The sequence below is a fragment of the Clavibacter zhangzhiyongii genome (assembly GCF_014775655.1).
GTDB lineage: Bacteria > Actinomycetota > Actinomycetes > Actinomycetales > Microbacteriaceae > Clavibacter > Clavibacter zhangzhiyongii.
In genome coordinates this window covers 1761771-1784651 of sequence record NZ_CP061274.1, presented here as the reverse complement: position 1 = coordinate 1784651, position 22881 = coordinate 1761771, and the positions used below count along the sequence as shown (strand labels likewise).

The following is a 22881-nucleotide window of genomic DNA, read 5'->3' as shown; positions in this document are numbered from 1 at the left end:
TCGCATCGCCACCGGCCGGGGGCTGCACCACCGTGAGGACCATCGCGTGCCAGGAACATCCCGCCGTCCGACCGTGCCGGTCGAGGAGCGCCTCTTCAGCCTCGTGCTGGCGCTGCTCGCCACCGAGCAGGGGCTGACGAAGAACGAGGTCCTCTCGAGCGTGCAGGGGTACCGGCAGCGGTACAGCCCGGGCGGCGACAACGCCAACCTCGAGCGCCAGTTCGAGCGCGACAAGGACGACATCCGCGACCTCGGCGTGCCGCTGGAGACCGTGGAGGCGCCCGGCCAGGAGGGCAACAACCAGCTCCTGCGCTACCGGATCCCGCGCGGCGCCTACGAGCTGCCCGCCGACCTCTCGTTCACCCCGGAGGAGACGACGCTCCTCAACCTCGCGGCCATGGTGTGGCGCGAGGGATCCCTGTCGGGGGAGTCGCGCCGCGCCCTCATCAAGCTGCGCTCGCTCGGCGTGGAGTCGGACGACCCGGTCATCGGCTACGCGCCGCGGCTGCGCACGCGCGAGGCCGCGTTCGCGCCCCTGAGCGTGGCCCTCGAGCGGCACGTGCTCGTGACTTTCGGCTACCTGAAGCCGGGCGAGCGCACCGCGCGGCTGCGCACGGTGGCGCCGCTCGCGCTGGTGCAGCACCAGGGCCGCTGGCACCTGCACGGCATCGACCAGGACGCGTCCGGCCCCCGCACCTTCCTGCTGTCCCGCATCGTCGACCGCGTCCGCATCACGAGCCGCGGCTTCGTCCCCGAGGGGGAGGACCACGCCGAGCGCGCCCTCGCGGACCTCGACCGCGTGTGGTCGAACGGCGTGGGCGAGGTGGTCGTGACGCCCGGATCCGACGCCGAGATCCGCCTGCGCCGGCGCCGCGGCACGGAGGAGCTCGGCGACGGCCGGCTCCGCGTGCACTACTCCGACACCAACCTCTTCGCGGACGAGGTGGCCGGGTTCGGCCCCGAGGCCCGCGTCATCGCCCCGCCCCGCCTGCGGGACGCCGTGCGCGCCCGGCTCGCCGAGACGGTCGCCGCCCACCGGGAGGACCCCTCGTGACCGACCGCGCCGCGCCGCTCCAGGCGCAGGACAAGCTGGCGTTCCTGCTGGCGCTCGTGCCGTACCTCACCGACCACGGCCGCGTCAGCGTGAGCCAGGCCGCCGCGCACTTCCGGGTGCCGCCCGAGCAGATCCGCCAGGCCGTGCGGCTCATCGCGGTCTCCGGCGTGCCCGGATCCACCGCCTCGTACCAGCACGGCGACCTGTTCGACATCGCCTGGGACGACTTCGAGGACAACGACCAGATCGTCATCACGCACATGGTCGCGATCGACGACTCGCCGCGCTTCTCCGCGCGGGAGGCGGCCGCGCTCATCGCCGGCCTCCAGTACGTGTCGTCGCAGGCCGACGCCAGCGACCTCGACCTCGTGGGCCAGCTCATGGCCAAGCTCGCGCGCGGCTCGTCCGCGAGCCCCAGCCAGGTCGCCGTGGCCGCCGGGGCGGGCGACGGGACGCGCGACGACCTCCGCCGCGCCATCGCCGACGAGCGGCGCGTCGAGTTCGACTACCGGAGCCCGCGGGGCGGCACGGAGCGCCGGGTCGTGGATCCGCTGCGCCTGGAGTCCATGGACGAGGACTGGTACCTGCGCGGCTGGGATCTGGCCCGCGGTGCCGTGCGGACCTTCCGCCTCGACCGCCTCGACCAGCTCGCCGTCACCGACCTGCCGCCCGAGCACCGGCCGCAGGACGTGGTGCTCGGCGACACGCTCTTCGAGCCGAGCCCCGACGACCTGCGCGTGACGCTCGAGGTGGCCGAGGGCGCCGTGCCGCTGCTCGGCGACTTCGTGGGGGACGACCGGCCGATCCCGGTCCCCGGTCGGCCGGGGCGCGTGTCCGTCACGGTCCGCGTCGCCCACTACCAGGGCCTCGTGCGGCTGGTCTCCGGCATGGCCGGCGTCGTGGTCGTCACGTCGCCGCCCGAGGCGCGCGCCGCCGTCGCCGAGTGGGCCGAGCGCGCGGCGGCCGCATACGACGACGCGGACTGAGCGACGGGACCGAGCGGCCCGGCGCGGCGCTCCGAACACCCATCACCGGAGAGGTCCCCGTCGGTCAGCGGACAGGCGAGGGGAACTCCGTGTGAACCGCGTCCCCGGACAGGGCATGCGGACGGGTCGCGACGTTACACTCGTCGTGGATCCGACAACGACTGTCCGGCCCCCCGACCTGAAGGAACGTGAACCACATGCTCGGAAACCTGACCGGATGGCACCTCGTCATCATCCTCGTCGTCATCGTGCTGCTCTTCGGTTCGACGAAGCTGCCCGCCCTGGCGAAGAGCGTGGGCCAGTCCATGCGCATCTTCAAGGGCGAGGTGAAGACCATGAAGGAGGAGAGCGGATCCGACCGCCGCGACGACGTGCGCGATGAGGACCGCCGCCGCGACGACGACCGCTACCGCGCCGACGACCGCCCGCGCGACTACGTCCGTCCCAGCGACTCCCGCGTGGACGAGCCCCGCTACGACGCCCCGCGCCACGACTCCCCGCGCGACGGCGGGGACTCCCGCCCCAGCGTCTGATCCGTGAGCACCACGGAGCGTCCTCGCCAGACGAAGCGCGACGCCGAGGGGCGCATGTCCCTCGTCCAGCACCTGCTGGAGCTCAAGAAGCGGCTGTTCATCGCCGGCGTGGCGATCATCCTGGCGATGGTGGCGGGGTGGTTCCTCTCGACCTTCGTGCTGGAGGCGCTGCGCCAGCCGATCGAGACGATCAACGCGGAGCAGGGTCGCAACGCCTCGCTCAACTTCCCGACCATCACGTCGGCCTTCGACCTGCGCCTGCAGATCGCCCTCTACGTGGGGCTCATCATCTCGAGCCCCGTCTGGCTGTACCAGGTCTTCGCCTTCCTGGTGCCCGGCCTCACGAAGACGGAGCGGCGCTACACGTTCGGCTTCTTCTTCTCGGCCGTCCCGCTCTTCCTCGCCGGCTGCGCCGCCGGGTGGTTCGTGCTGCCGCACATCGTGGCGCTCCTCACCCAGTTCGCCGGCGCGGGGGACTCCTCGTTCATCACCGCGCGGGAGTACTTCGACTTCGTGCTGAAGCTCGTCTTCGCGGTGGGCATCGCGTTCGTGCTGCCGGTGTTCCTCGTGCTGTTCAACTTCATGGGGATCCTGAGCGGCGCGACGATCATCCGGTCGTGGCGCATCGCGATCCTGCTGATCATCCTGTTCTGCGCCATCGCGACGCCGGCCGCGGACGTCATGTCGATGTTCCTGCTGGCCGTGCCGATGACGCTGCTGTACCTGGTGGCCGCGGGCATCTCGCTGCTCAACGACCGTCGGCGCGCACGCAAGGCCGCGGCGATGGCCGAGGACCTGCTGCCCTGACCCGCGGGCATCCGACCGCCTCCGACGCCCGTCCCTCCGGGGGCGGGCGTCGTCGCGTCCGCACGTGGTCGACGCCCGGATCCGGAGCCTAGGATGGCGGCATCGTGACAGACCAGCTCTCGCCCGCCGAACGCTACGCCGCCTCCCGGAACCGCCGGAGCCTCCCGCTCCTCGAGTCGTTCGCGAGCGGGCTGCGCTTCGACCTCGACCCCTTCCAGCGGGCGGCCGCCGAGTCGCTGGAGAACGGCCGCAGCGTCCTGGTCGCCGCGCCCACGGGCGCCGGCAAGACCGTCGTCGCCGAGTTCGCCGTCTACCTCGCGATGCAGCGCCCGAGCGCGAAGATCTTCTACACGGCGCCCATGAAGGCGCTCAGCAACCAGAAGTACGCCGAGCTGGTGGCCGCGTACGGGCCGGACGAGGTGGGCCTGCTCACGGGCGACACCAACGTCAACAGCCGCGCGCGCATCGTCGTGATGACGACCGAGGTGCTGCGCAACATGCTCTACGCGGACTCCGACCTGCTGCGCGACCTCGCCTTCGTGATCATGGACGAGGTGCACTACCTGGCCGACCGCTTCCGCGGTGCCGTCTGGGAGGAGGTCATCATCCACCTGCCCCAGAGCGTGCGGATGATCTCGCTGAGCGCCACGGTCTCGAACGCCGAGGAGTTCGGCGACTGGCTCCAGGCCGTGCGCGGCGAGACCGACGTCATCGTCTCCGAGGAGCGGCCGGTGCCGCTCGAGCAGCACGTCATCGTGCGGCACCGCATGGTCGACCTCTTCGACTCGTCGGGACTCGCGGCGACCCATCGCGTGAACCCCGAGCTCGTCCGCATGACGCACGGCGGCGGCCGAGAGGCCGTGCGGGTGCGCGGCGGCCAGGCACGCGGCCGCGGAGGAGCGGGTGCCGCCGGCCGGCGCGGACCCGGACCATGGGATCGCGGGCGCATGGACCGCCCCGAGGTCGTCGCCCTCCTCGAGGAGCGCAACCTCCTGCCCGCCATCTTCTTCATCTTCAGCCGCGCTGGCTGCGACGCCGCCGTCAAGCAGGTGCTCCGCGCCGGCGTGCGCCTCACCCACGCGCACGAGCGCGACGAGATCCGCGCCGTCGTGGAGGAGCGCTGCCGCACGCTCCGCGACGAGGACCTCGCCGTCCTCGGCTACTGGGAGTGGCTCGAGGGCCTCGAGCGCGGGGTCGCCGCCCATCACGCCGGCATGCTGCCCGCCTTCAAGGAGGTCGTCGAGGAGCTGTTCCAGCGCAAGCTCGTGAAGGCCGTGTTCGCCACGGAGACGCTGGCGCTCGGCATCAACATGCCCGCGCGCACCGTCGTCCTGGAGCAGCTGGAGAAGTTCAACGGCGAGGCGCGCGTGCCGCTGACGCCGGGGGAGTACACGCAGCTCACGGGCCGCGCCGGCCGCCGCGGCATCGACGTCGAGGGCCACGCGGTCATCCAGTGGAAGGACGGGCTGGACCCCCAGGCCGTCGCCTCTCTCGCCTCCCGCCGCACGTACCCGCTCAACTCCAGCTTCCGGCCGACGTACAACATGGCCGTCAACCTCATCGACCAGTTCGGCCGAGAGCGCACGCGCGAGGTGCTCGAGTCGTCGTTCGCGCAGTTCCAGGCCGACCGCGCCGTCGTCGACCTGGCGCGCAAGGTCCGCACGCAGGAGGAGTCGCTGGCGGGCTACGAGAAGGCGATGGTCTGCCACCTCGGCGACTTCCGCGAGTACTCCGGCCTCCGCCGCGAGCTCAGCGACCTCGAGCGCGCGACCGCCGCCCGCGCCGACATGCAGCAGCCCGGCCAGCACGGCGAGCGCGACAAGCGCCAGCGCCAGCTCACCGACCTCCGCCGCCGGATGAAGGCGCACCCCTGCCACGCGTGCAAGGACCGCGAGTCGCACGCGCGCTGGGCGGAGCGCTGGTGGCGCCTCAAGCGGCAGACGGATGCCCTCGGCCAGCAGATCCGCACCCGCACCAACGCCGTCGCGAAGGTCTTCGACCGCGTCACCGAGCTGCTGCTGTCGCTGGGGTACCTCAAGCGCGCCGCCGACGGCCAGGTCGCGCCGACGCCCAACGGCCGGATGCTCAAGCGCATCTACGGCGACCGCGACCTGCTCGTCGCCGAGTGCCTGCGCACGCAGGTCTGGGTGGACCTCGACCCGGCCGGCCTCGCCGCCATGGCCGCGTCGCTCGTCTACCAGCCGCGCCGCGACGAGGGCGACCGCAACGACCGCAACCTCCCGCGCGGGGCGTTCCGGCCGGCGCTCGAGCGCACCGAGGAGATCTGGTCGCGGCTCGACGACGTGGAGCGCGAGCGCCGCCTGCCGACCACCGAGCCGCTGTCCACCGGCCTCTGCGCGCCCATGCACCGGTGGGCGCGCGGCGGCAGCCTCGACGCCGTGCTCGACGAGGCCGACCTCGCCGCCGGCGACTTCGTGCGCTGGACCAAGCAGACCATCGACCTGCTCGACCAGCTCTCGATCGTCGCGGACGGCCCCGTGTCCCGGAACGCCCGCACGGCCCTCGACAGCATCCGGCGCGGCATCGTCGCGTACTCCTCGGTGTGACCGCGCTCGCTCGCGCGCCCCGTCGGGAGCGCGCTGCCGTCCCGTCCGCCGCCCTCGCGCCGGCGCCCGTCCGTCCGCCGCTGCCGCTGTGGGGCGCGTTCCTCGCCGCCGCCGCGTCCGGCCCCGTGCTGGACGCCGCCTTCCCCGACCGCGGGCTCTGGCCGCTCGTGTTCCCCGGCATCGCGCTCGTGCTGCTCGCGCTGCGCGGACGACGTGCCGGGCCGGCGTTCCTCGTGGGCCTCGTCGCCGGCCTCGCCTTCTACCTGACCCACATCGAGTGGGCCTCGCTGTACCTCGGGCCCGTGCCGTGGATCGCCCTCTCCGCGCTCGAGTCGCTCTTCGTGGCGACCGGGGCCATGGCCATCGCGACGACCACCCGCTGGATCCCGCGCGCCTTCCCCACGATCGCGGGCCGCGTCGTGCTCCTGCCCGTCGCCGTCGCCGGACTCTGGACCGCGCGCGAGGCGATCTCCGCCGTCTGGCCGTACGGCGGCTTCGCGTGGGGTCGGGTCTCCCTGTCGCAGTCCGAGGGGCCGTTCGCGCACCTCGTCACCTGGATCGGCCTGTCCGGCCTGTCCTTCGTGCTCGTCCTGCTCGTCGCGCTCCTCCTCGAGCTCGCCGCGGAGGGGCGCGTGCGCGCGTCGAGCCGGGCGCTCGTGGCCGGGATCGCCGTCGCGCTGGTGCTCGTCGTGCCGGCGTTCCCCGTGACGACGACGGGGACGACGCGGGTCGCCGCGGTGCAGGGCAACGCGAAGGCCGGCTACTTCGACGGCGCGCGCTACGGCGACATCCTCCGGGCGCACCTCGCCGCCACCGCAGAGATCCCGACGGACGCGGACGTGGACATGGTGGTGTGGCCCGAGAACGGGGCCGACGCGGATCCGCTCCGCGACCCGGGCTCCGCCGCCGCGCTCGACCGCGTGGTCGCGCGGTTCGACGCGCCCCTGGTCGTCGGCACCGTCACCGAGCGCGACGGCCGGTACTACAACGAGTCGCTCGTGTGGACCGGGGGAGGGGCGACCGACCACTACGACAAGAAGCACCCCGTGCCGTTCGGCGAGTACGTGCCCGACCGCGCGTTCTGGGAGCCCTTCGCGCCCGACCTCATCGGCCTCATCCAGCGCGAGTACACGCCGGGCACCACCGACCAGGTGATGGACGTCGCCGGCGTCACGGCGGGCATCGCCATCTGCTTCGACATCGTCGACGACCAGCTCACGACCGACATGGTCGACGAGGGCGCCGACCTGATCCTCGCCCAGACGAACAACGCCGACTTCGGGCGCACGGACGAGAGCGTGCAGCAGCTGGCCATCGCGCGGATGCGTGCGCTCGAGACGGGCCGCAGCGTCGTCAACATCTCCACCGTCGGCACGAGCGCGATCGTCGGCCCCGACGGGCGCGACCTCGACCGGCTGCCCTGGTTCACCGCGGGATCGATGGTGGTCGACGTGCCGACCGCCGACGTGGTGACGCCGGCGATCCTCGTGGGGCGCGACATCGAGTGGCTCGTGTCGGGGCTCGGGTTGGGGGCCCTGGCCGTGGCCGGGATCGCCCTGGGTCGGCGCGGGCGGCGCTCCGCGCGCTGAGCGACGACGGTTCCGCGGCGTCGCGCCGGGCGGGCAGCGCCCACGTACAGGAGCACCCCCGGCGATGCCGGGGGTGCTCCTGGGTTCCGTTCGCGAGCGGAGGGGTCGGGTCAGGCGCCGATGCGGTGCTGACCGCGCCGCGCGCGGAGGGTGGCGAGGCGCTCCTCGAGGAGCTCCTCGAGCTCGGCGCGCGTCCGGCGCTCGAGCAGCATGTCCCAGTGGCTCCGGGGGACCTTCGCCTCGACCTCGTCGTGGGCGACGGGCGCGCCCTCGGCGTCGAGCAGGCGCCCCTCCAAGCCGCTCTTCGGCGACTCCCAGACCTCGGGGACCTCGGCGTCCGCCGAGAACACGACCTCGAAGGTGGTGCCGTCGGACGTGCGGTAGGTCTTCCTCTGCCGGGGGGAGAAGCTGACGCCCTCCTCGCTCTGCAGGCTCGTGGACCCGAGCCGCATCCCGCGCAAGCTGCGATCTGCCATGGTGGTCTCCTCTCGCGATGCACTTGTCGTTGTAAACCGCGCGGCTGTGAGGATCCTTTCTCAGGACGACCGGTTCCCAGGCGAATCCCAGTCCCTGGCGCCGAGGGCGGCGAGCGCGAGATCGGGGCGGTCGGTCACGATCCCGCGCACCCCGGCCCTGACCAGGCGGATCATCTCCTCGGGGTCGTCGACCGTCCACACGTGGACCTCGCGCGCGCCGCGCGCGAGGCGGGCGACCATGTCGGGGGACTCGGTGCGGATGCCCAGCACGCGGCCGGGCATCTGCACGGCGTCCACGCCGCGGAGGGCCACGCGCACGAGCGACGCGATCCCGAGCCGGGCCGCGACGACGGCGGCGACCAGCCGGACGGCGTCGGCGGACGTGGCCACGCCGGGGAGCAGGGCGACGGCGCGGCGCCGCCGGCCGGCGGAGAACGAGGTCACGAGGACCCGGTGGACCGCATCGGCCGCGCGGATCTCCCGGGCCGCGGCCTCGGCGGCGCCCCGGCCCTTCACGTCGACGTTGACCCGGGCGTCGGGCAGGGCCGCGAGCAGCTCCCCGAGCGTGGCGACGCGTGTCCCGGATCCGAGGTCGACGGCGCGGAGCTCGGCCAGCGTCACGTCGCGCACGCGCACGCGGCGGCCCGCGACCCGACGGAGGTCGGCGTCGTGCCAGAGGACGCAGGCGCCGTCCGCCGTCGCGTGCACGTCGGTCTCGAGGTGGGTGACGCCGAGGTCCCACGCCGCCCGGAAGGCGCCGAGCGTGTTCTCGACGGCGCCGGATCCCGTCCAGCCGCGGTGCGCGAGCACCCGCGGGCCGTCGCCGTCGAAGTAGCGGACCGCGCTCACGGCGACGTCATCGCGCGCGGCGGCGCCTCACGGGGCGCCCGGTTCGTCGTCGGATCCGGACCTGGGGTCGTCGGCGTGGCGCCGGCGCTCGGAGGAGGGGGAGTCGACCGGGAGGGCGCGCAGGAGCGCGGGGCGGGCACCGCGGAGGAGCGCGACGGCGGCGGCGAGGGCCACGACGACCTGCAGCCACCAGTGCGCGCCGAGGAGGCCCGCGAGGAGGGCGGCCAGGGCGGCGGCCCCGCCGCAGAGGGCGGCCAGGTCGAGTCGGCGCATCTCCACCACGATGAGGCCGAGGATCAGCACGAGCCAGCCGATCCACATGTGGTCGTCGAGGAGGACCGTCACCCGTTGCTCCCTCGGTACGTGGATCGGACGCCCCGAACCTAACGCACCTCGCGGAGCGCGGGCGGTAGGCTCTCAAGGCCGTCAGCGTGGCGCCTCGCCCGCGCGGCCCGTCCCGTCCCTCGCCGGACGACCCGTCACGCGCCCCGACCGGTGCGCATCCCTGGAGGAGTACCGCTGTGAGCACCGTCGACGAGATCCGCCCCTTCGCCCCCGACGAGCTCCGCGGCCGCCGCGCCCTCGTCACCGGCTCCTCGCGCGGCATCGGCGCCGACACCGTCGCGTACCTCGCGGACGCGGGCGCCGACGTCGTCGTCAACTACCGCAACAAGGCCGCGCGCGCCGAGAAGCTCGTCGCGAAGCTGGTCGAGGGCGGCACGAAGGCCATCGCGGTGGGCGCCGACCTCACGGACCCCGCGTCCGTCGACCGTCTGATGGAGACCGTCCGCGCCGAGCTCGGCGGCCTCGACGTGCTCGTGCTCAACGCCTCCGGCGGCATGGAGAGCGGCATGGCCGAGGACTACGCCATGACCCTCAACCGCGACGCGCAGGTCAACGTGCTGCGGAGCGCCCTGCCCCTGATGTCGGAGGGCGGGCGCGTCGTCTTCGTCACGAGCCACCAGGCCCACTTCATCGGCACCACCCCGACCATGCCCGAGTACGAGGGCGTGGCGCGCAGCAAGCGTGCGGGGGAGGACGCCCTCCGCGAGCTCCTTCCCGAGCTCGACGCGCGCGGCATCGGCTTCGTCGTCGTCTCCGGCGACATGATCGAGGGCACCATCACCGCGACCCTCCTCAGTCGGATGAACCCCGAGGCGATCCAGCAGCGCAAGGAGGCGTCCGGCGGCCTCTACAACGTGTCGCAGTTCGCGGCCGAGGTCGCGCGCGCGGTCGTCGACCCGATCCCCGCCGACCACACGCGCCTCGTCGGCGACACGGGCAGCTTCCAGCCCGAGTGAGCGGCGCCGCCCGGGCGGCGTGACGCGCCCGGGCTAGGCTCGATCCGATGAAGACCACGGATCTCGACCTCCTCACCTCCGTCTCCCGCCCCGCCGTCTCGCCCGACGGCCGCCTGGCCGTCGTCTCGGTGACGCGCCCGCGGGTGCATGCCGACGCGTACACCGGCCAGCTGTGGGAGGTGACGACGGACGGATCCGCCCCGCCCCGCCGCATCACGCGCGGCTTCCGCGACACCGCCCCGCGGCTCTCGCCGGACGGCGCGGTCATCGCGTTCCTGCGGGCCGAGCCGAAGGGCCCGCCGCAGCTGCACGTCGTCCGGGCGACCGGAGGCGAGCCCGTCGCGCTGACCGACGAGCTCCTCGGCGTCGGCGCGTTCGACTGGTCGCCCGACGGCACCCGCATCGTCTACGCCGCGCGTGTCGCCGAGCCCGGCCGCTACGGGAGCGTCGAGGGCGTGTCCGCCGCGGCCGAGGCCGCACGCCGGATCCGCACCACGAAGTACCTCGCCAACGGCCTCGGCTGGTCCGTCGACCGGCACGTGCAGCTGTTCCTCGTCGACCTGCCGGCGCTGGACGCCGAGCCCTTCGCGGCGACCGTCCCCTCCGGGTACCCCGACGCCGCGGATCCCGCCGTGCGCGGCGAGGGCGCCGACGCCACGCCGACCGCCGCCGAGCGCGCGGGCGTCGGCCCCGTGATCCGGCTCACCGACGAGCCCGTCGACCACCGGTCCCCGCGGTTCTCCGCGGACGGCACCGAGGTCCTCTTCGTCGCGTCCCGGCACGACGGTCGCGACGACGACCTGCTCGCAGGGGCCTACGCCGTCGCCGTCCCCGCCGCGGGCGACACCCCCTCTGGCGTGCCCGAGGTGCGCACGATCGTGTCGCACGAGGCGGGGCTCGGCGTCGACGCCGTGGCGTCGGTCCCGGGCGGACGCGTCTACCTCCTCGCGCAGGATCTGGGCGAGCGCGGCGTCGACTTCGTCGCCCGCAACACGGCGCTCTACGTGCTCGACGCGGACGACGTCGCGCCGCGCGCGCTCACCGACGCGGAGACCGTCGACCTCGGCGGCAGCGACATCACCGTGGAGGACCGCGACGCCGTCCTCGTCCTCAACGCGTCGCGCGGCACCGTGCAGCTGCTGCGCGTCACCGCGGACGGCGCCGTCGAGGCGCTCGTGGACGACCAGGTCGAGGTCACGGGCGTCGGGCTCGGGGGAGGGGCGGTCGTCGTGGCCCTCACCGACCCGCGCACGCACGGCGACCTCGCGCTCGTCCGGACCGACCGCCCCGCCGACGGGCAATCGGCCCTCGAGCCCCTCACCGACTTCTCGGCGGCGTTGCGCGAGACGGGGATCCGCCCGCTGCACGAGCTCGTCGTGGACGGCCGCGACGGCTACCCGGTGCACGGCTGGGTCGTGCGGCCGGAGGGGGAGGGGCCGCACCCCGTGCTCCTCGTCATCCACGGCGGGCCGTACGCGGCGTACGGCGTGCACCTGTTCGACGAGGCGCAGGTCTACGCCGATGCCGGGTACGCGGTCCTGCTCTGCAACCCGCGCGGCGCAGCCGGGTACGGCCAGGCGCACGGACGGGTGATCAAGGAGCGCATGGGCACGGTCGACATGCACGACGTGCTCGACTTCCTCGACGGCGCGATCGCCGTGCACGACTCCATCGACGGATCCCGCGCCGGCATCATGGGCGGGTCCTACGGCGGGTACCTCACCGCCTGGACCATCGCGCACGAGCACCGATTCCAGGGCGCCATCGTCGAGCGCGGATTCCTCGACCCGGAGCTGTTCACTGGCACCTCCGACATCGGGACGTTCTTCGGCGAGGAGTACACGGGCCACGACGCCGAGACGCGGCTGACGCAGAGCCCGCAGGCGGTCGCCCACCGGGTGCGGACGCCCACGTTCGTCGTGCACTCCGAGGACGACCTCCGCTGCCCGCTGTCGCAGGCGGAGCGGTACCACCTGGCGCTCGTGCGCGCCGGCGTCGAGACCGAGATGCTCGTCTTCCCGGGCGAGGACCACGAGCTCAGCCGCTCCGGTCGGCCGCGCCACCGCGTGCAGCGGTTCGAGGCGATCCTCGACTGGTGGGCGACGCACCTGCCCGTCGACGGCGGCGCCCGATGACCGACGGCGGGCCGGTGCGGCACGTCCGGGACACCGCGCGCATCCTCCTGGTCGATGAGCGCGACCGGCTGCTGCTGTTCCTCACGAACTACTCCACGAACGTCGACCTGCCGCCGCGCTGGCTCACGCCCGGCGGCGGGATCGACCCGGGCGAGACGCCCGCCGTCGCCGCGCGCCGGGAGCTGTTCGAGGAGACCGGGCTCCGGGTCGAATCCGTCGGCGAGCCCGTCTGGGAGCACGACTACGCGCGCCGACGCATCGACGGCGGGCTCGACGTCGGGCACTCGACGTTCTACCTCGTGCGGGTCGACGCGTTCGCGCCCGTGTCGGACAACTGGATGCCCGACGAGTTCGACGACATCCACGCGCACCGCTGGTTCGGGCTCGACGAGCTCGCGACGACGGAGGATCCGATCGAGCCCGCGGAGCTCGTGGAGGTCGCGCGCGGCGTGCTGTCCCGCGACGTCTGACGCGGGGCGGTGCGGCTGCGCGCTCGGCCCCTCTCGGGTCGCCAGTGGTGCGCTGATAATGCACATTATGTCCGATAGCGGATGCTGGGCTCGGATGATGCCCGGCGAGCATGGCTTTGTCGCGCTCCACGACAGCGTCAGGCCACTGTCAGCGCAAGGAGTCGTCGTCGTAGGCGGAGCGGGCATCCAGCACCTCTCTAATGTGACGCTCCGCCCATTCGCCGAGGGCCGTGAGCGGGGCTCGGAGCGTCAATCCGAGTGGAGTGAGCTCGTACTCGACCCGCGGCGGCATCTCGTCGTAGGAGGTGCGTGTGAGGATTCCGTCGCGTCGCAGATCGCGCAGAGTGTCCGCGAGGACCTTGCCGCTGATCCCACCTACCGCGTCCTTGAGGGCGCCGAAACGCAGCGGTCCGTTGCTCAGGGCGATGACGATCATGGCTGTCCACTTGTTCGCGATGCGGGCCAGAGAGGTCCGCGACGGGCACGTCGCCAGCATCACGTTCCAGACAGGTGGCTCGTTCTCCACAGATCCTCCTAGTTACGTTGAAGTAACAGGTTACTGGATGTGACCATCAAGCATTCCATCCACGAAGGAGACAACATGTCCGAGATCACCCCCACCACCGTCGCTACCACCTACTTCAACGCGCTTGCGCAGGGCGACATCCCCACCGTCATGGCGCAGTTCGCGGACGATGTCGTCTGGCACCAGCCCGGCGCGAACCGCTTCTCCGGCGAGCACCACGGCACGAGCGACATCGGGGCTCTCCTCGGCGGAATGATGGAAGCCAGCCAGGGCACCTTCCAGCTCGTCGTCTCCGGTACCCCCATGCTCAACGGCGACGACGTCGCCGTCCCTATCCGCTTCAGCGGGTCCCGCGGCGACGTCGCCATGGACATGAGCGGCATCGACCTGCTCACGGTCCGGGGCGGCCGTATCGTCGAGGTCCGCCTGTTCTCTGAGGACGGCCCCGCAGAGGACGCGTTCTGGGGTACGCAGGCCTAGAACCGACCTGCGCGGCGCGCGGGCCGGGGCCGCGCACCTCACGAGCGAGTACCTCGACCAGGGCAAGCTCGGCGTGGAGTCGGGCGAGGGGTGCTCCGCATACCGGTGAGCGCGACGGGCCCGCCGCCTCAGGCCGACGCGCCGACCACGGGATCCGTCCCGCGGCGGCGCGGCGCGAAGGCTGGGGCCAGGAGCACCGCGACCAGGAACAGCACGGCGACCGGCCGCAGCGCGGGCAGGAGCCCGAACCCCTGGGCCAGCAGGCCGATGAGTGGCGGGCCGATGAAGCTGGCGACGTATCCGACGCTCGCGACGAGCGTCACGCGCGCGGTCGGGTCGTCGCCCTCGGCCGCGGCGGACATGCCGAGCGGGAAGCCCATCGAGACGCCGACGGACCAGAGGACGACGCCGATCACGAGCGGCACCGTGCCGAGGTCGAGGATGAAGAGGATGACGCCCGCGAGGCCGAGCGCGGAGGTCCAGCGGATCATCGCGGCACGGCCGAACCGGTCCACCAGCGGGCCGGCGGCGACCCTCACCACCACCTGGGCCGCGGCGTAGATGCCGATGGCCGCGGCCGCGAAGGCCTCCGGGCGGCCCATGGCGTCGCGGACGGCGACGCTGATCCAGCCGTTCGCGGCCCCCTCGCCGAACTCCGCGGCGAGCATGACGACGCCGATCGCCAGCAGGCGCGCGTCCACGTGCGGGGCCCGTCGCGCCCGCGCCTGGCCGCGTCGTCGCCGCGCGCGACGGGTCCCGCGGCTGCCGGCCGGCACCGCCCGCACCAGCGCGAGCCCGGCGACCGCGATGACCGCGGCCTGCGCGATCAACTGGGCCTCGGCGGCGATCCCCAGCGCCGCGCATCCGGCGCCCACCCCGGCCCCGACGACCGCGCCGGCGGGCCAGGCCGCGTGCATGAGGGGCATGAGGGTGCGGCGCGACAGGCGCTCGATGACGGCGCCGTCGATGTTGATGAGCACGTCGGTGGCGCCGACCCCCGCCCCCGCGATCGCGAACCCGACCAGGAGGACCGGGACGCTCTCGACCGCCACGCCCGCCCCCACGATGCCGACGCCCGCGGCCATCGCGAGGGCCGCGACTGCCAATGACCGCCGGGCTCCCCCTCCGCCGAGCAGCAGGCGCGACGCGACGAGGCCCGCGCCGGATCCCGCGGTCGTCGCCAGCAGGACGAACCCGAGCTCCGCGTCGCTCAGGTCGAGCCCCGCGCGGATGGACGGGAGCCGGGCGGCCCAGCTCGACAGAGTGAAGCCGCCCAGCGCGAACCCGCCCAGGATGGCGAGGAGCCAACGCCGCCGTGCTCGCAAGGGGTCGATCCGGTACATGGAACCTCCGATTACAACGTTGTAAAATTAGCCTAGGGCCCGAGCCGCTTGGCTGTCACTTTCGCCCGGCACCGTGCCTCGAACCGCGACAACCGCCGCTCGTTTGTCGAGTGCTCGCCACTCCCGCGGGGGCGGAAGAACCCGACGGAGCGGAAGGGTCATCGTGGCCCGAGGCGACCAGGTGTCATCGTTTCGTCGCCACCCGTCCGACCCGCCCAGCGGCACAGGAGCTTGGTGGACGGGACATTCCCTCACCAGTGGCCTGCAGCGCCGACGTCCAGGAGATGGCCGCCGATCCGTATTCACGCGTCATCGCGCCATCGTCAGGGCTCGTCGATAGCGGCCCGGCGTCGTCCCGACGACGCGGGCGAAGTGCTCGCGCAGGTTCGAGGCGGAGCCGAGGCCCGATCGCTGGGCGACCTGGTCGATGCCGAGGTCGGTCGTCTCGAGGAGCCGCTGGGCGATGCGGACGCGCGCGCGGATCAGCCAGCGCGTCGGCGGCAGCTTCAGCTCCGCGAGGAAGCGGCGGTTCAGGGTCCGCGTGCTGACCGAGGCGGCTGCCGCGATGTCCGCGACGGTGATCGGCTCCGCGGCGTGGGCGTCGATCCAGCGGAGCGCCGCCGTGAGGCTCGTCGCCCCCAGGGAGTCGTCCTTCACGTACTGCGCCTGGCCGGCCTCCCGCGTGAGCGGGACGACGGCGGCCCGGGCCGCGTCGGCGGCGACAGCGGCGCCGTGGTCCCGGCCGATGAGGTGCAGGCACAGGTCGATGCCGGCCGCCGCTCCCGCGGAGGTGAGGATCTGGCCGTTGTCGACGAACAGCTCGTCGGGCGTCACGTCCACGGCGGGGTGCCGGGCTGCAAGGAGGCCGGCCGCTCGCCAGTGCGTGGTTGCGCGCAGCCCGTCGAGGAGACCCGTGGCGGCGAGGTCGAGCGCTCCGACGCAGATCGACGCGACCCGGGCGCCGCGTCCCGCCGCGCGCCGGACGGCGTCCAGGGCCGCGGCGTCCGCGGGCGCCGTGGGGTCGTAGCGTCCAGGGACGACGACGGTGTCCGCGTCGTCGAGTGCGTCGAGGCCGTGCGGGATGCCGATCCGCAGGGGCCCCGAACCCGCTGACGCCAGGGGGCCGGCGACGCGCACGTCGTACAGGGGCCGTCCCGCGTCGTCGACCGCCCGTCCGAACACCTCGACGGGCGTGGCGAGGTCGAAGGCGATGACGCCATCCAGGGCGAGCACGACGATCCGATGCATGCTCCGACCATAGGGCCGTCCTGGCGAGAATCCGGCGGAAGGAGTCGGATCCGCCACTCGTGGCGGAGTTCCGGCGTCCGTAGCGTCGGCAGGGTCAACGAGAGGACAACGATTGCTCGCCCAGATCATCCTGTTCGACGGGTTCGACCCGCTCGACGTCATCGCCCCCTTCGAGGTGCTCGCCGCCGGATCCGACGCGGCGGGCGGCCGTCTCGACGTCCGCCTCGTCGGGATGGACTCCGCCGGTCCCGTGGTGGGCGGCACGCGCGGCCTCGCACTCACGGCGACGCACGTGCTCGACCCCGAGTCGCCGGGCATCGTGATCCTCCCCGGCGCCGCCGGCCCCGTCGCGGGCGACCCGGACGAGGTGCGGACGATCCCCGTCGTCCTCGCCGGGCTCGCCACCACCGCCCTCCCCCACCTCATGCGCCGCGCGCTGGATGCCCCGGACGTGATCGTCGCGACCGTCTGCGGCGGCGGTCTCGCGCTCGGCATGATGGGCCTCCTCGAGGGAAGGACCGCCGTCACGCACCACCTCGGGAACGACGTGCTCGAGGCCACGGGTGCGCAGGTGGTCCGCGCGCGGGTGGTCGACGACGGCGACCTCGTCACCTCCGGTGGCGTCACCTCCGGGCTCGACCTCGCCCTGCACCTCCTCGAGCGGGAGCTCGGCCCGCGCATCGCGCATGCGGTGGAGGTGCTGTTCGAACACGAGCGCCGCGGCACCGTGTGGGCCGCGCGCGGTCTCGAGGCGGTGCCCGCGTGAACGCCGACCGCTCCCCCGCGGCCGCGCCCGGGGACCCCACGACGCGCGCCCTCCTCGGCACCTGGGAGCTCGCGATGCGCACGCCCGTCGGCACAATGCACGCGACGCTCGCGTTCCGTGACGAGACCGGGACGGTGGTCGGCACCGCCGCAGGCAAGGGGGAGACGGTGCAGCTCCGGGACATCCGGACGGCAGCCACCGACGCAGGCCTACGGGTGACCTGGTCTCAGACCATCACGAAGCCCCTGCGCCTCGATCTCGACTTCGAGGTCGTGGTGGACGGGGACCGGATGTCGGGCCGGTCACGGGCGGGACGGCTCCCCGGCACCGCCGTGACCGGCACGCGCGTGGTCGCCCGATGATCGAGGGCATCCTCCTGGCCGCGCACGTGGTGGCCGGGATCCTGTTCGTCGGGCCCGTCGCCGTGACGACGAGCATGTTCCCCCGCGTCGTGCCGTCGGAGGCGCCGGCAGCGGCGGGCGCCGTGGTCGGCGCTGGCGGCGGCGCCGGCACCGAGACAGGCGGCGTCAGCGGATACCTCCCGCGACAGATGCAGCGGAGGGAGAGCGCACCCGTGGCGGCGACATTGCACCGGATCACCCGCACGTACGCCGTCGCCGCCCTGGCCGTGCCCGTGATCGGGCTGGTCCTCGCGGCGACGCAGGGCCGGCTGACGGAGGTCTGGATCGTCGCGGCGATGGTCCTCACCGCGGTCGCCGGCGGCCTGCTCGCCCTCCGCATCGTTCCGCTCCAGGCCGACACGCTGGATCGGCCGGCGGCCCCGGCCGACCTGCGCGCCCTCCGCTCGCTGACCGGGATCTTCAACCTGCTGTGGGTGACGGTGGTCGTGCTGATGGTCCTCCGGCCGGGGGCGTACGGATGAGGCCTCTCCTCCGGACCCTGGAGGTCCTGTCGATGCTGGAGCTCGTGAGCATCGCGGCCCTGTTCGGGAACCTCGTCACGGTGCACGTCCCGGGGCTCGCGGCCGTCCTCGGGCCGGTGCACGGCGCCCTCTACCTCGCGGTCGCGGTCACGGCCCTCCTCGGACGCGGGCTGCTGCTCCGCACGCGGTTGCTGGCGCTGGTGCCCCTGCTCGGCGGCGTGCTCACCCTCATCAACGTCCGACGTGAACGGGCGCGCACTGCTCTCCCTGGTGCTGAGCGCGGCGCCATCGAGGTACCCCAGCGGCCTGCACGTCGAACGGAGCATGGAGACGCCACGGACGCCAGCTAGCCGGTCGTGTCGATCGTCTCGGGGGTTTTCCCTGCCATCCTTGACCGACGACGGGATCGTCAGGCGCAGCCCGCTGCCGCGCTCATGCCCTTCCGCCGACGATCTGCGAGGGCACCGTGATGACCAGAATCAGTCCGACCATCCGCCAGATGCATCAACGCGACTGGCCGGAGGTGGAGCGCATCTACCGGGAGGGCATCGACTCAGGTGCGGCGACGTTCGAAGCCGAGTCCCCCACATGGGCGCAGTTCGACGCTCACCGTTCACACGAGCATCGCCTGGTAGCGGTGGACCATGCAGAAAAGGCCCTCGGTTGGGCCGCTGTCGCCCCCGTGTCCTCTCGCGCCGTCTACGCCGGCGTCGTCGAGCATTCCGTCTACGTCGGTGCCGCCGCAGCCGGACGCGGCATCGGCTCGGCCCTGCTCGAGGCGCTCATCGCCTCCACCGAGGCTGCGGGAATCTGGACCATCCAAGGGGTCGTCTTTCCCGAGAACCATGCAAGCCTCGCTCTGCACGACCGCTTCGGATTTCGTGTCGTCGGCCGCCGGGAACGCATCGCCGCTGCCCTCGCGGGTCCTCAGGCTGGTGTCTGGCGTGACACGCTTCTCATCGAGCGCCGAGCCGGCAGCATCGACCACAGTGACGTCGAAACGCCGACACCACCGCACATCTGACTCCGCACGTAGGAGACGCGCGTCCGCTCCGGGCACGGCAGTTCTCGGAGACCGTCCAGGACACGACGGCATGGTTCCAACGACCGGCGCACGCAGGCGCAGTCCCGACCCTTCAGTGTCGCGGCCGAGGCTCTGCCCTGAAGCCACGCCTCGTAGACCTCCACCATCTCTCGTGCGTGATCGAAGCTCCGCGCCACGACGAGATGGCGAGTCGCCGATGGACGGCCGTTCCGTAAGAGTCCCTGCCCCACGAGGGGTGCGCGATCGCTCTGCCGCACCTACGCTGTTCTACAGATGATGGAATCAGGGACGCTGGGATCGGCCGGACGGGGCACGCGCGTGGTGCGCGGCACCGTGACGGCAGTGTTCGCGATCCTGGTCGCCATGCTGTCCCACATGGCCGGTGGGGGGCATGCTCCCGGCGCCGTCGGGCTGGTCCTCGCGGCCGCTCTCGCCGTCCCCATGTGCATCCTGCTTGCCGGACGCGCCGTCTCCGCTGTCCGGCTGTCCGTGGCAGTGGCCTGCAGCCAAGCGGTGATGCACCTGCTCTTCTCCGTCGGCACCCCGGCGGCGATGACCGTGCAGGTCCTCGGCGGACATCACGGCCACGGCGGCCACCTGATCACGACCGGCTCCGCCGCTCCCGGGATGGCGGACATGGCCGGCATGCACACCGGCTCCTCCATGTGGGTCGCCCACGCTCTCGCCGCGGTCGTCACCATCGTCGCGCTGCGGTTCGGAGAGCGCGCCTTCTGGGACCTCCTCGCCCTCGCCCGCACGAGCCTCGCGGTCGTGTTCCGCGTCGTCGCGCTCGTGATCGTCCCCCGGGTTGAGCTGCGACACCGGGTCCCCCGCGTCCTGCGGTCGGAGATGCGCGAGCTCGGCGTGTGCGTGGACACGTCCCCGCATCGCGGGCCACCGGCGACCGCCTGACCCGACCTCCACGTCCGGAGCGCTCCCCCGCGCCCCGAGACTGCATGGCGCCTCTGCGTGCGCCGTGCGACTTCCGCGTCGCCTGACGCGGCCTGAACCGGTCCGCGGCCCCGGCCGCGCTCGGCCCTCCGTGCTGCTCGCGCGGCACCCACCTCAGGACGTACCTCCGTGCCCTCGCACTCCCCCCTGCCCTCCGTCGACCCCGGGACCCATCCCGACGATCCCGTCTTCGAGCAGCGGACCCTGGCCCTCCCCCGCGTCCGCCCCCGGGACGTCGCGCTGTGGGCATCCCTGCCGCTCGCGGTCGCCGTGATGCTCGCCGCCGCCGCCCTCACCGGCGCGACGGCCCGGACCCTGCTGGTCTACCCGGGTGACTTCGTCACCTACGCGCTTCCCACCGCGCGCGTCATCCACGACGCAGCGGCGTCGGTGACCATCGGCCTGCTCGTGGTGGCCGCGTTCGCGCTCCCGGGACAACGGAAGCACCCCGGCATGGCGAGCTTCGCGCAGTGGAAGGCGACCCGATGGGCCTCTCACGCCGCCGCCGTGTGGCTGGCCGCCAGCATCGCCGTGCTCGGGCTGTCAGGAGCGAACGTCATCGGGGTGCCGCTGACATCCCCCACCTTCCGCGGACAGTTCGGATACTTCACCCTCCAGCTCGAGCTCGGGCAGACGCTCCTCGCATCGCTGATGTGCGTGGCCGTGGTGTTCGGCATCAGCGTCTGGACTCGGCGCACGTCCGGGACAGGCATCGCCGCCGGCGTGGCCCTCGCCTCGCTGCTGCCGTTGTCCCTCTCCGGGCACGCGGCAGGCACCTACGAGCACGCGAACGCCGTGAACAGCCTCGGGATCCACCTCATCGGCGTCACCGTGTGGGCCGGCGGTCTGGTCGCCGTCATCCTCTGCCAGGGCCTCGCCAAGGCGTCGCTGCCCACCGTCGTCAGCCGCTACTCGATGCTCGCCGGATGGTCGTTCGCCGCCGTCGCCCTGTCGGGGATCGTCAACGCGTCCCTGCGGATCGGGACGCCCCTGGACCTCGTCACCACCGCATACGGGGCGCTCCTGCTGGTGAAGACCGCGTTCCTGATCGCGCTGGGCCTCGCCGGGTTCGCGCATCGCCGCATCGTGATCCCCGGACTCGTCCGGGACGCGACCCGCCGAACCGCGTTCATCCGACTGGCCGTAGGGGAGGTCGTGGTCATGTCCGTCGCCATGGGCATCTCCGTCGCCCTGTCCCGCAGCGAGCCGCCCGTGCCGCAGACGACGATCGCGGACGTCGACCCCCTGGCGTCGCTGATCGGCTTCACCTTCCCCGACCCCGTCACCCCGCTGCGGATGCTCACCGCCTTCCACCCGGACTTCCTCTTCCTCAGCGTCGCCGCGGTGATGGCCGGCCTCTACCTCGTCGGCGTCGCGCGCCTGCGGCGACGCGGTGACGCATGGTCCGCGGCCCGGACCGTCCCGTGGATGCTGGGCTGCGCGATGCTCGTCTACGCCACCAGCGGCGGGCCCGGCGTGTACGGGGCCGTGCACTTCAGCACCCACATGATCCAGCACATGCTGCTGATGATGTACGTACCGCCGCTGCTCGTGCTCGGCGCCCCGATCCTCCTGATCCTGCGGGTGCTGCCCGCCCGACAGGACAGCAGCCGCGGCATCCGCGAATGGGTACTCGCTGGCACCCACTCCCGCTACGCGCAGCTCGTGACGCATCCCGTCGTCGCCGCCGTGGTCTTCGCCGGGAGCCTCGTCGCGTTCTACTACACGCCCTGGTTCGAGTGGTCCCTCTCCACGCACCAGGGGCACATGATCATGAGCGTCCACTTCCTGATCAGCGGGTACCTCTTCTTCTTCGTCCTCATCGGCGTCGACCCCGGACCCCGCCGCCCGGCGTACCCGATCCGCCTGATGCTCCTGCTCGCCACGATGGCGTTCCACGCCTTCTTCGGCCTCGCGATCATGTCGGGCACCGAGATCCTCGCCATCGACTGGTGGCACCAGCTGGGGCTCGAGCCCGACGCGCAGCTGCTCGCCGACCAGGCCGCCGGCGGCGGCATCGCCTGGGGTGCCGGCGAGCTGCCCGTGGTCCTCGTCGCCCTCATGGTGGTGCGCCAGTGGTCCACCTCCGAGACCCGCGCCGCCAAGCGCTACGACCGGGCGGCCGCCCGCGACGGCGACGCCGAGCTCAACGCCTACAACGCCCGCCTCTCCGCCCTCGACGAGCACACCCACGACCCCCGGAGGATCCCATGACACCGCACAACCACCCCCGCCGCCGCTCACGGGTGCGACGAGCCGCCCGCGTACTGCTGCCCGCTGTCGCACTCGCGATCACCAGCGCCGTCGCACCCGGACCGACCAGCGCCGCGTGGGCACACGACAGCATCATCTCCACCACGCCCGCCGACGGCGGTCACGTCGAGACCGCTCCCTCTGAGGTGTCGATGCTCTACACCGACAGTCTCATCGGGGTCGGCGCAGCCGTCGTCGTCGTCGATCAGGACGGCACGGACTGGGCCGATGGGCCGGTCACGCTCGCCGGTACCGACGCCGTCCAACCACTGCGCGCCGGCATGCCGGACGGGATGTACGAAGTCCGCTGGCGCGTCGTCTCCAGCGACGGGCACCCCATCGCCGGCACGTACGCATTCGCCGTCGGAGAGGCAGACTCGGCCGCCGCCCCTGCAGAAGCCGCCGCGGACAGCGCAGCTGCTGCGACCCCGCCCCCTGAAGTCATAGCAGAAGATGCGTCCGCGCCCTCGGCGCCGGCCGACGAGGCCGCTGCCCCGGACGATGCCAGCAGCCGCACCGCGACGACGGTCGGCGTCGGCACCATCGGTGCGCTCCTCGGCATTGGCATCTTCGCCGCCGCCGTCAAGTACGGCCGCCGCCGCCGCACCTCCTAGACCAC

24 protein-coding genes are annotated in these 22881 nt (G+C 72.9%); 18 read left to right on the top strand and 6 right to left on the bottom strand.

Annotation, left to right across the window (positions count from 1 at the left end):
• The first annotated feature begins 46 nt into the window (after positions 1-46).
• The 6 genes from H9X71_RS08480 to lnt all read left to right on the top strand — a co-directional run bounded on the left by H9X71_RS08480 (position 47) and on the right by lnt (position 7536).
• Complete coding sequence (locus H9X71_RS08480) at positions 47-1054, top strand: helix-turn-helix transcriptional regulator (protein ID WP_191146700.1); 1008 nt, start codon at positions 47-49, stop codon at positions 1052-1054.
• Complete coding sequence (locus tag H9X71_RS08475) at positions 1051-2040, top strand: helix-turn-helix transcriptional regulator (RefSeq protein ID WP_191146699.1); 990 nt, start codon at positions 1051-1053, stop codon at positions 2038-2040. Before H9X71_RS08480 ends, H9X71_RS08475 begins: the two co-directional genes overlap by 4 nt.
• Before the next feature lie 197 nt (positions 2041-2237).
• Positions 2238-2573, top strand: a complete 336-nt coding sequence (gene tatA, locus H9X71_RS08470; protein ID WP_191146698.1) for a Sec-independent protein translocase subunit TatA — start codon at positions 2238-2240, stop codon at positions 2571-2573.
• 54 nt (positions 2574-2627) lie between these two features.
• Positions 2628-3380 (top strand): twin-arginine translocase subunit TatC, encoded by a 753-nt coding sequence (gene tatC, locus H9X71_RS08465; RefSeq protein WP_191149134.1) that lies wholly within the window; start codon positions 2628-2630, stop codon positions 3378-3380.
• 104 nt (positions 3381-3484) lie between these two features.
• Positions 3485-5947: a DEAD/DEAH box helicase gene (locus H9X71_RS08460; protein WP_191146697.1), complete on the top strand. Its 2463-nt coding sequence runs from the start codon at positions 3485-3487 to the stop codon at positions 5945-5947.
• Complete coding sequence (gene lnt / locus H9X71_RS08455; protein WP_191146696.1) at positions 5944-7536, top strand: apolipoprotein N-acyltransferase; 1593 nt, start codon at positions 5944-5946, stop codon at positions 7534-7536. Before H9X71_RS08460 ends, lnt begins: the two co-directional genes overlap by 4 nt.
• A 110-nt stretch (positions 7537-7646) precedes the next feature.
• Here lnt and H9X71_RS08450 read toward each other — a convergent pair whose 3' ends face one another.
• The 3 genes from H9X71_RS08450 to H9X71_RS08440 are packed head-to-tail and all read right to left on the bottom strand — an operon-like array spanning position 7647 to position 9206.
• Positions 7647-8012 (bottom strand): RNA polymerase-binding protein RbpA, encoded by a 366-nt coding sequence (locus H9X71_RS08450; RefSeq protein WP_191146695.1) that lies wholly within the window; start codon positions 8010-8012, stop codon positions 7647-7649.
• A gap of 60 nt (positions 8013-8072) precedes the next feature.
• On the bottom strand, positions 8073-8861 hold the full coding sequence (locus H9X71_RS08445) for a glycerophosphodiester phosphodiesterase family protein (RefSeq protein WP_191146694.1): 789 nt from the start codon (positions 8859-8861) through the stop codon (positions 8073-8075).
• Positions 8862-8888: 27 nt separating this feature from the next.
• Positions 8889-9206: a hypothetical protein gene (locus tag H9X71_RS08440; protein WP_191146693.1), complete on the bottom strand. Its 318-nt coding sequence runs from the start codon at positions 9204-9206 to the stop codon at positions 8889-8891.
• 176 nt (positions 9207-9382) lie between these two features.
• Here H9X71_RS08440 and H9X71_RS08435 point away from each other — a divergent pair, with 176 nt between their 5' ends.
• Genes H9X71_RS08435 through H9X71_RS08425 form a run of 3 tightly spaced genes read left to right on the top strand, consistent with a single transcriptional unit; the run spans position 9383 to position 12767 of the window.
• Positions 9383-10162: an SDR family oxidoreductase gene (locus H9X71_RS08435; protein WP_191146692.1), complete on the top strand. Its 780-nt coding sequence runs from the start codon at positions 9383-9385 to the stop codon at positions 10160-10162.
• Positions 10163-10209: 47 nt separating this feature from the next.
• Positions 10210-12297 (top strand): S9 family peptidase, encoded by a 2088-nt coding sequence (locus H9X71_RS08430; protein WP_191146691.1) that lies wholly within the window; start codon positions 10210-10212, stop codon positions 12295-12297.
• Entirely contained in the window at positions 12294-12767 is a 474-nt protein-coding gene (locus H9X71_RS08425) for an NUDIX hydrolase (RefSeq protein ID WP_191146690.1), read from the top strand. The genes H9X71_RS08430 and H9X71_RS08425 overlap by 4 nt, the downstream gene beginning before the upstream one ends.
• 148 nt (positions 12768-12915) lie before the next feature.
• Here the strand turns inward: H9X71_RS08425 and H9X71_RS08420 are convergent, their stop codons facing one another.
• Positions 12916-13293, bottom strand: coding sequence for a winged helix-turn-helix transcriptional regulator (locus H9X71_RS08420; protein ID WP_244961533.1), 378 nt, complete (start codon positions 13291-13293; stop codon positions 12916-12918).
• Between the two features lie 75 nt (positions 13294-13368).
• Here H9X71_RS08420 and H9X71_RS08415 point away from each other — a divergent pair, with 75 nt between their 5' ends.
• Positions 13369-13773 (top strand): nuclear transport factor 2 family protein, encoded by a 405-nt coding sequence (locus H9X71_RS08415; protein ID WP_191146689.1) that lies wholly within the window; start codon positions 13369-13371, stop codon positions 13771-13773.
• Between the two features lie 128 nt (positions 13774-13901).
• On the opposite strand, the gene H9X71_RS08410 is transcribed toward H9X71_RS08415, so the two are convergent.
• Positions 13902-15116, bottom strand: coding sequence for an MFS transporter (locus H9X71_RS08410; RefSeq protein ID WP_191146688.1), 1215 nt, complete (start codon positions 15114-15116; stop codon positions 13902-13904).
• Positions 15117-15425: 309 nt separating this feature from the next.
• A complete protein-coding gene (locus tag H9X71_RS08405) occupies positions 15426-16364 on the bottom strand; it encodes a GlxA family transcriptional regulator (RefSeq protein ID WP_191146687.1) in 939 nt (312 codons plus the stop codon).
• Positions 16365-16476: 112 nt separating this feature from the next.
• Here H9X71_RS08405 and H9X71_RS08400 point away from each other — a divergent pair, with 112 nt between their 5' ends.
• The 8 genes from H9X71_RS08400 (at position 16477) to H9X71_RS08365 (ending at position 22876) form a co-directional block, all read left to right on the top strand.
• A complete protein-coding gene (locus tag H9X71_RS08400) occupies positions 16477-17130 on the top strand; it encodes a DJ-1/PfpI family protein (RefSeq protein WP_191146686.1) in 654 nt (217 codons plus the stop codon).
• Entirely contained in the window at positions 17127-17492 is a 366-nt protein-coding gene (locus H9X71_RS08395; protein WP_213003942.1) for a hypothetical protein, read from the top strand. The genes H9X71_RS08400 and H9X71_RS08395 overlap by 4 nt, the downstream gene beginning before the upstream one ends.
• Positions 17489-18013 carry a hypothetical protein gene (locus H9X71_RS08390; RefSeq protein ID WP_244961531.1) on the top strand — a complete coding sequence of 175 codons (525 nt, stop codon included), beginning with the start codon at positions 17489-17491 and terminating at the stop codon, positions 18011-18013. Before H9X71_RS08395 ends, H9X71_RS08390 begins: the two co-directional genes overlap by 4 nt.
• Complete coding sequence (locus H9X71_RS08385; RefSeq protein WP_213003941.1) at positions 18010-18363, top strand: hypothetical protein; 354 nt, start codon at positions 18010-18012, stop codon at positions 18361-18363. Before H9X71_RS08390 ends, H9X71_RS08385 begins: the two co-directional genes overlap by 4 nt.
• Positions 18364-18482: 119 nt before the next feature.
• Positions 18483-19037, top strand: coding sequence for a GNAT family N-acetyltransferase (locus H9X71_RS08380; RefSeq protein WP_244961529.1), 555 nt, complete (start codon positions 18483-18485; stop codon positions 19035-19037).
• 537 nt (positions 19038-19574) lie between these two features.
• Complete coding sequence (locus H9X71_RS08375) at positions 19575-19970, top strand: hypothetical protein (RefSeq protein WP_191146685.1); 396 nt, start codon at positions 19575-19577, stop codon at positions 19968-19970.
• Between the two features lie 168 nt (positions 19971-20138).
• Positions 20139-22223: a bifunctional copper resistance protein CopD/cytochrome c oxidase assembly protein gene (locus tag H9X71_RS08370; protein WP_191146684.1), complete on the top strand. Its 2085-nt coding sequence runs from the start codon at positions 20139-20141 to the stop codon at positions 22221-22223.
• Complete coding sequence (locus tag H9X71_RS08365) at positions 22220-22876, top strand: copper resistance CopC family protein (protein WP_191146683.1); 657 nt, start codon at positions 22220-22222, stop codon at positions 22874-22876. The genes H9X71_RS08370 and H9X71_RS08365 overlap by 4 nt, the downstream gene beginning before the upstream one ends.
• Positions 22877-22881: the final 5 nt, after the last annotated feature.